The 854-nt window shown below is 40.0% G+C and carries 1 protein-coding gene and 1 pseudogene; both read left to right on the top strand.

The window, feature by feature from the left end; translation table 11 throughout:
- A pseudogene (locus tag DYY66_RS13830) lies at nucleotides 1–354 on the top strand (serine/threonine protein kinase); the annotation flags it as partial.
- Nucleotides 351–854, top strand: a 504-nt coding sequence (locus tag DYY66_RS02235; protein ID WP_166285837.1) for a cation diffusion facilitator family transporter, incomplete at its 3' end; no start/stop codon positions are given. The pseudogene DYY66_RS13830 and the gene DYY66_RS02235, both read left to right, overlap by 4 nt.

The raw sequence follows: 854 nt of genomic DNA, 5'->3' as shown, positions 1-854 counted from the left end.
GGGAGTGCTGGCAAGCTGAGATCTGTTGTAAGACAAGTCTTGGAAGACTGTTACAATTTGGATAACATGCATCTTGATCATGGTGAATTGAGCTACATCCACAAACATGTCATCGTTGGAGAGTCACCATGTATCATTGACTTTGAGAGTGGCAGCACAAACAGAAGAACATCAAATGTCACATCAGCTACACAATCAATATTCATTGGATCTGCACTTTCAAGCATTGTAAAAGATATTATAAAAATTCCAAGCAAGAAGAAAATGATTGGCCCTCTCAAAAAATACAAGCATGATCAATCAAGAGAAAACTTTGATGACATACTAGAGATGTTGGGGTTGGACAAGAGTTGACAGGTCACGACATCAAGACAAACGCTCTAAAAATTTCGCTTACAATAATACTTTCTGCCTTTGCGGTAGAATTTTTGATAGGAATTTCTTCAAACAGCTTGGCACTTGTCACAGACAGTATTCATGCAATACTTGATTCTGTAGTGACCATGGTCTTGCTTGTTGCTGCCAAATGGTCTACCAAGCCACCGGACAGAGAGCACACCTATGGGCATGGAAAGATTGAGACGATGGGCAGTTTTGTTGCAGGAATCATAATTCTTGTAATTTCGTCGTTTTTTGTTTACGAATCAATATCAAGATTCCAGGAACCAAAACCTGAGGTCTTGCCGGGAGTCTTTGCGATAATAGCAGCAGTCTATACTTTAGGTTCAATCTTCTTCAGAATTGTTATCCTAAGAAGAGCATTAGAAAAGACAGATGGCTCTTCGCTTAGGGTAGACCTGTATCATGCGTTCATGGACATGGGTGCAACATCTGTTGCTTTGGTAGGAATTGTA

Origin of the sequence: Candidatus Nitrosotalea sp. FS (genome assembly GCF_011319475.1) — an archaeon.
Classification (GTDB): Archaea; Thermoproteota; Nitrososphaeria; order Nitrososphaerales; family Nitrosopumilaceae; genus Nitrosotalea.
This window is presented reverse-complemented; position numbering and strand designations above follow the sequence as displayed.